The organism is Hyphomicrobiales bacterium (genome assembly GCA_016125495.1).
Lineage (GTDB): Bacteria > Pseudomonadota > Alphaproteobacteria > Rhizobiales > RI-29 > RI-29.
Window position 1 is genome coordinate 165,792 of sequence record WGLQ01000027.1, and the last position, 6,791, is coordinate 172,582.

General features: G+C 63.9%; 6 protein-coding genes. 3 read left to right on the forward strand and 3 right to left on the reverse strand.

The window, feature by feature from the left end; translation table 11 throughout:
* Window positions 1–41: 41 nt before the first annotated feature.
* The 3 genes from fabI to fabA form a co-directional block, all read right to left on the reverse strand.
* A complete protein-coding gene (gene fabI / locus GC150_16640; protein MBI1386536.1) occupies window positions 42–878 on the reverse strand; it encodes an enoyl-ACP reductase FabI in 837 nt (278 codons plus the stop codon).
* Between the two features lie 218 nt (window positions 879–1,096).
* A complete protein-coding gene (fabB, locus tag GC150_16645) occupies window positions 1,097–2,314 on the reverse strand; it encodes a beta-ketoacyl-ACP synthase I (GenBank protein MBI1386537.1) in 1,218 nt (405 codons plus the stop codon).
* 78 nt (window positions 2,315–2,392) lie between these two features.
* A complete protein-coding gene (fabA, locus tag GC150_16650) occupies window positions 2,393–2,911 on the reverse strand; it encodes a 3-hydroxyacyl-[acyl-carrier-protein] dehydratase FabA (protein MBI1386538.1) in 519 nt (172 codons plus the stop codon).
* Window positions 2,912–3,240: 329 nt separating this feature from the next.
* Between fabA and GC150_16655 the strand changes: the two genes are divergently transcribed.
* The 3 genes from GC150_16655 (at window position 3,241) to GC150_16665 (ending at window position 6,476) form a co-directional block, all read left to right on the forward strand.
* A complete protein-coding gene (locus GC150_16655; protein ID MBI1386539.1) occupies window positions 3,241–3,663 on the forward strand; it encodes a transcriptional repressor in 423 nt (140 codons plus the stop codon).
* Between the two features lie 210 nt (window positions 3,664–3,873).
* Window positions 3,874–4,521 carry a hypothetical protein gene (locus GC150_16660; protein MBI1386540.1) on the forward strand — a complete coding sequence of 216 codons (648 nt, stop codon included), beginning with the start codon at window positions 3,874–3,876 and terminating at the stop codon, window positions 4,519–4,521.
* 284 nt (window positions 4,522–4,805) lie between these two features.
* Window positions 4,806–6,476, forward strand: coding sequence for a TIR domain-containing protein (locus GC150_16665; protein ID MBI1386541.1), 1,671 nt, complete (start codon window positions 4,806–4,808; stop codon window positions 6,474–6,476).
* Window positions 6,477–6,791: the final 315 nt, after the last annotated feature.

The window sequence follows — 6,791 nt, forward strand, 5'->3', positions numbered from 1 at the left end:
CTGCCGAGCCGCCGGTCACGCATGGCCGCCGATGGCAGCCCTCAACCCTCGCCGCTGTCCTGCGCCTTGAGAGCCTCGAGCCCGGGCATGAAGATCGAATTGAAACCGCAATCGACGTAGTGCACCTCGCCGGTGACGGCCCCCGAGAGATCGCTGAGAAGGTAGAGGGCCGACCCGCCCACTTCGTCCAGCTCGGGCGTACGCCGCAGGGGAGCGTGGTCGCGCTGATAGTTGAAAATGACGCGCGCATCCGAAATGCCGGCGCCCGCGAGCGTTCGCATCGGCCCGGCCGAGAGCGCGTTCACCCGGATCTGACGCGGACCGAAATCGCTGGCGAGGTAGCGCACGCTCGCCTCGAGCGCCGCCTTGGCCACGCCCATCACGTTGTAGGACGGCACGACACGCTCCGAGCCGCCATAGGTGAGGGTCAGCATGCTGCCGCCTCGATCCATGAGTTCGGCGGCCCGCTTGGCGACCTCGGTGAACGAGAAGCAGGAGATCACCATGGTCTGCTGGAAATTCTCACGCGAGGTGTCGGCATAGCGCCCACGCAGCTCGCTGCGGTCGGAGAACGCGAGCGCATGCACCACGAAGTCGATCCGCCCCCATTCCCGGCGGATCGCCTCGAACACTGCATCGACGCTCGCCAGATCCATGACGTCGCACGGCACGATGATGCGCGCACCGGCCGACTGGGCGAGCGGCACCGCGCGCCGCCCGAAGGCCTCTCCCTGGTAAGTGAAGGCGAGTTCGGCGCCATGGCCGGCCAGCATCCGTGCGATGCCCCAGGCGATCGAGCGGTCGTTGGCCACCCCCATCACCAGGCCACGCTTGCCCGCCATCAGCGGGCCGGGAACGGCGAGATCTGCAGCGTTCATCGCTTATTGTCCAATCTCTCGAGCCAGGATGCCGTTATGCGAACTCGACTTGGTTCTCTGGATCGAACGCCTGGTTCCCGGCGGACGTCGTCAAGCGTTCGAGATGTCAGAGCACAACCGGAAACTCACCTGGTGGTTCGCCAGAGGCACCCGCGCACCGGGCATCGGTTTCCAACACCAGACATGCGGAGCGTTGGCGAGGCTCCGCGCAGCACAGCTCACCCATCGACACGCTGGAAAACCAGCGTTGCATTGGTTCCACCGAAACCGAAGCTGTTCGACATCGCCCGTTCGATACTGGCCCCGTCGCGCCTCTCCATGACGATCGGCACGTCCTCGAAGGCCGGATCGAGCGTCTCGATGTTCGCCGACTTGCAGATGAAGTTCTCGCGCATCATCAGGATCGAGTAGATCGATTCCTGGACCCCGACGGCGCCGAGCGAATGCCCGGTCAGCGACTTCGTCGCGCTGATCGCCGGCACGTTCCGCCCGAACACGTCCCTGATCGCCTCGATCTCCTTGATGTCGCCGATCGGCGTCGAGGTGGCGTGCGGATTGATGTAGTCGATCGGCCCCTTCACGGTCGCGAGCGCCTGGCGCATGCAGCGTGCGGCGCCCTCGCCCGAGGGCTGCACCATGTCGTGGCCGTCGGACGTCGCGCCGTAGCCGACGATCTCGGCATAGATCCTGGCGCCCCGCGCCTTGGCCCGTTCGAACTCCTCGAGCACGACGACGCCCGCCCCACCGGCGATGACGAACCCGTCACGATTGGCATCGTAGGCCCGGCTGGCGATGGCCGGCGTGTCGTTGTAGGCCGACGACATTGCGTTCATCGCATCGAACAGCACCGAGAGCGTCCAATCGAGCTCTTCCGAGCCACCGGCAAAGACGATGTCCTGCTTGCCCCAGGCGATGAGTTCCGATCCGTTCCCGATGCAATGCGAGGAGGTCGAGCACGCCGAGGAAATCGAATAGTTCACGCCACGGATGCGAAACGGAACCGCAAGGCAGGCCGAGGCCGTGGAACTCATGCCCTTCGGCACCTCGAACGGCCCGACCTTCTTGGGCCCTTTGCTGCGTGTCGTATCGGCGGCCCCGACGATTGCGCGTGTCGAAGGCCCACCGGATCCCATGATGATACCAGTGCGCTCGTTCGAGACCTCGCCCGGCTCGAGGCCCGCGTCGGCGATGGCCTTCTCCATGGCGATGTAGTTCCAGCCCGAGCCCGCCTCCATGAAGCGGCGGGGCTTACGGTCGACATGCTCCGTCCAGTCGATGCGCGGCGCCCCGTGCACTTGGCTGCGAAAGCCGAGCTCGGCATAGGTCGGCGCATGCACGATACCCGAGCGCGCCTCGCGCAGGGACGTCACCACCTCGGCCGCGCTGCTGCCGATGCTCGAGACGATCCCCAGCCCGGTGACCACGACGCGTCTCATCACGATACCTCTTGCAATGGGCCCGGGCCCCGCCGCTTCGACGCCGGCCGCCCGGGTCGGCGGCGCACCATATCCGGATCAGGCCGCTGCGCCAGCCTCGAACAGTCCGACGCGCAGATCCTGCGCGACATAGATGGTCTCGCCATCGGCAATGACCTTGCCGTCCGCGATCCCGAGCACGAGGCGACGCCGGATGACCCGGCGCAGTTCCACCTCGTAGCGCACCAGCTTGACCGACGGCAGCACCATGCCCGAGAACTTGACCTCCCCGACCGAAATGGCGCGACCGCGCCCCGGCTCACCCAGCCAGCCGAGGAAGAACCCCGTCAGTTGCCAGAGCGCGTCGAGACCGAGGCAGCCCGGCATCACTGGATCGCCCTTGAAGTGGCAATCGAAGAACCAGAGGTCGGGCCGCACGTCGAGTTCGGCCACCACCTGGCCCTTGCCATGCTCGCCGCCGTCTTCGCTGATCCGCACGATTCGATCGAACATGAGCATCGGCGGCAGGGGCAATTGTGCGTTGCCCGGCCCGAATAGCTCCCCACGTCCGCACTGGAGCAACTCCTCGTAGGAGTATTGCGCTTGCCGATCGACCATATCGTGTCCGCCTGCCGTGTTGGGTGACGTTCCAGGCGCGCCATGGACACCCCGGGAATTGCGGTTCGTAGCACACGCTCGCGCACCGGACCAACATGCTTGGTGAGCCTCGTGACACCACTGCGGCGGCCGTGCCTGACGAGCCCGGGCGGCGCGTGTGTCCATATTGAACACGGGCGCTTGGATCACAATGTTGCCTCGGGTGACAGTGTTTCGGTAGGATCGCCTGCCGGACCAGATTTTCCGGCCCGAATTGGAGCGCGGACGGTGTCCTCACCGATTTCAGGGTGGGGCGTTCTCGCGACCGGACGCGATGCAGCAGGTGCCACATGCACGACTGGACCAATGCCCGCACCGCCGACCGCTTGCGTTCGGTCGGATTGCGTCCGACGCGCCAGAGGATCGCGTTGGCGCGCCTGCTTTTCTCGGGCGGCCACCGTCACGTGACGGCCGAGCGCCTGCATGAAGAGGCAGCGAGCGCGCGCATGCCGGTTTCCCTCGCGACGGTCTACAACACACTCAATCAGTTCACCGATGCGGGGCTCCTGCGTGCGATCCCGGTCGACGGGTCCCTGACTTATTTCGACACCAATACGCTGGATCATCACCACTTCTACATCGAGGGCGAGGGTAGCCTCTTCGACGTTCCGTGCGGCAGCCTCGAGGTGGTCGGAACCCCCGCGACGCCTGCCGGCATGGAGGTGGCGAGCATCGACGTCGTCGTCCGCTTGCGTCGCACCACGCCGCGTTGACCCGCCGCCGCCGAACCGCCAAGTCCGATCGTTCCTGGCGCTCGCGACCGGGCCAGGCCCGCCACGAGGATGCTATGATTGCCCTCTAGGGATGGGCCGTTCGTGCTGCGCGTCGGGACGGATCGGCGGGGGAGGAAGAAGCACCGGCGTGGCGCTTGGCGGCCACGTCGAACGGCCTTGATCGGCCACGAGGGGCAAGGGGAGACGATCATGACGCGAGCAGGCGATGCCATCATCCAGGATGACACGCGCATCGAGGGCAGCATCAGCAATGGCGGCCGCATCGAGGTCTTCGGGATGATCCAGGGGGACGTCTCGACCCGTGATCTCGTTGTGCACGAGGGCGGCAAGGTGATCGGCGAGATCCGTACCGAGCAGCTCGAGGTGCGCGGGATGGTGCAAGGCGAGATCGCCGTCAAACACCTGCTCGATCTCGGGGAAACGGGCGAGGTGATCGGGGATCTGCGCTACAGCCAGTTGAAGGTGGCGCCGGGCGGCCACCTCAGTGCCGAGCTTCGCAACGTTCCCCCGCAGCTCTTCGGCGACCTGCGCCTCGAGACGGGGCGCGGCGAGGCGGTGGCACTGACCCGGATGGACCTCTGCGCGGTCGATGTCGAGGACGGCCCTGACAAGATCGTTTTCACGGTTTCCAATGCCCGCAACGGCTGGCTCGCCTACCGCGACGCCACCGGCGAGCCGGTCTCGAGCTTCACCCAGGCCGACATCGACGAGGGCCGCATCGTTTTCGTTCACGACGCCACCCACGACGGACCCGAGGCGGGCTTCGAGGTGATCGCCCGCGACAGCGCCGGCGCCACCACCGGGCGCGCCCGCACGGTCACCGTCGCCGTCGGCTGACGGGCGGCGGGGCGGATGGGCGGTCGGCAAGTCATCAGCGTGCAGGCCCGCGGAATTGCGCGAGCACCCGCCCGCTGGACCCGGCCGGACGCCTCAGGGTGTCTCGCATGGCGGCTTCGAGGCTGCCGCCGACGTCGCGCGCGGCGTGTGCTAGGAGAATGACCCGAAGCGGAATTGGCAGTTCCAATGCTTGGACAGTGCCGCCGCGTCCGCTTACCATCCCGCCGCGATTTCGATCTTGTCCGGCCTGACTACGACTTTCGTCGCTTGGAGACCATCGCGGGATGTCCGACTTGCAACCCTCGCCCACAACTTCACTAGCAGATGCGCAAAGGCTAAAGGTATTTATTTCCTACTCGCGAGCCGACACCGCCTTCGCCGATGAACTTGTGGCGGGACTCGAGTTCGCACAGCAGTTCGCGGTCACTATAGACCGACAGTCAATCATTGAGGGAGAGGACTGGAAGAAGCGACTTGGTACCCTCATTGCCGATTCTGATACTGTGGTCTTTGTGCTGTCGCCTGACTCTGCGAAATCGGAAATCTGCCTCTGGGAAGTGGAGGAGGCGTGGCGGCTGTCCAAGCGCATACTACCAGTTCTAGCTAGACCCATTGGCCCGCTTCCCGCGCCAGAGCGGCTGGCTGCCCTCAATTACGTGCGGTTCGACGAAGACCGCTCGTTCATGGCTGGCCTTAATGGTCTGGTGCGTGCCCTTAACACAGATGTTGAATGGTTGCGCGAGCACACGCGAATTCTAGCACGCGCGCTAGAGTGGCAGGCCGCTGGCCGAATGGCCAATCGGATGTTGTCGGGGAGCGACATTGAGGTTGCCAAGTCTTGGCTTGCGCGCCGCCCGAAGGATGCGCCCGAGGTGACTGATCTGCACCTCGCTTTCATCCAAGCCAGCGAGCAGGCTGAGATTGAGCGCTCAAACGCCGAACGCAAGAGGCTAAAGGAAATCGAAGAAGCCCAGAGCGCTCGTGCCGAAGCCCTCGTGGAGCGAGAGGTAGCGGTCAAGGCCTTGTCGCGACGCACGACTATTGGACTCTTCTCGGCGGGCGGACTCACGGCCGCGGCAGCTGGCTTCGCATGGTGGGGAAATGACGCCGAGCGCAGGTTCCAGCAGGAACGCCAGCGGGTCGCCGATGCCGAGGAACGAGCAATCGAGGAAGCGATCAATAAAGAAGCGATGCGGACTGACATAGTGGGGCAATTGGCGGCGTTTGCGGCAGCGCCAGACCAGTATGCGTCTGATGGAGACGACCATAACTCGCCATATACGCAAGCGATGATGGATGAGCTTGTCGACCAACGCTCTACATTTCAAGCAGCAATGGCTCGGGCTAGTCGCAAGGTCTTTACCATCACCGGATCACAGCGCCCCTTTATTTCCACCGACCTCAATGGAGAAATTTATCTCTTCCGCAAGTCACCGACGCGTCGGCTGAAAGCACTTATGATCTCCTGCGATCGAATCGCGGGATTCGAAAATTATCTTTTGAAGAACGTCGAGAACGATGCACGAGCGTGGGAAAAAATACTTCTGCAGGCCGGCTTCGAGACGCAGCGAATCGCGAACCCAAGTCGGGAAGTATGCGAGGCCGCCATCGATAATCTATATTTTGACCAACAAGAACGTCGCGGCGATATGCGCTCCCGCTTGGTCCAGCGCGTCGGCTTCGTGTCGACGAAACCAAAGGAGCCACCGCAGGATACGCTTGCCTTGGTCTTTTACTCTGGCACTGGCTTTGTCGTGGAGGGCGACCTATTCATTGGCGTGGTGGAGACGATGGTCGCGTCACCCAATCAAATATTTCAAACCGCGGTAAATCTGACCCAAATCCAGAGAAAACTTCGCGAACGCGCGGCAGCCTCGATTGTAGTAATGGACACTCATTTCAATCGCATCAGAGAAGCCGGTGCCAATCGGGGCGGCCAACGAGGACTCAGATAGGCAACAATTTTCACCAGTACCCCACGTGCAGCGGGTATCTATTCAAAGACCGGATCAACTGCGAACACGCGTCCATGTAACAGAGCGACGGCAGTTCTTGGCCCATCGCGTCGCGCCACCGACGTCCGAAATCGGACCGCTTCGACCGTCATCCGTCAAGTCCGCAGCGCCACCTTGAACGACCGGGCACATCCCTGACAATTTGGACCGACAGCATCCCTGACACTGCTAGGCGTCTTCCTTAGCCGGTTCCGGCGCCGAGCGCAGCCGCGCACGCGGCGGAGCGAAGCGGTGGAACCGGCCAACGCGATCGAC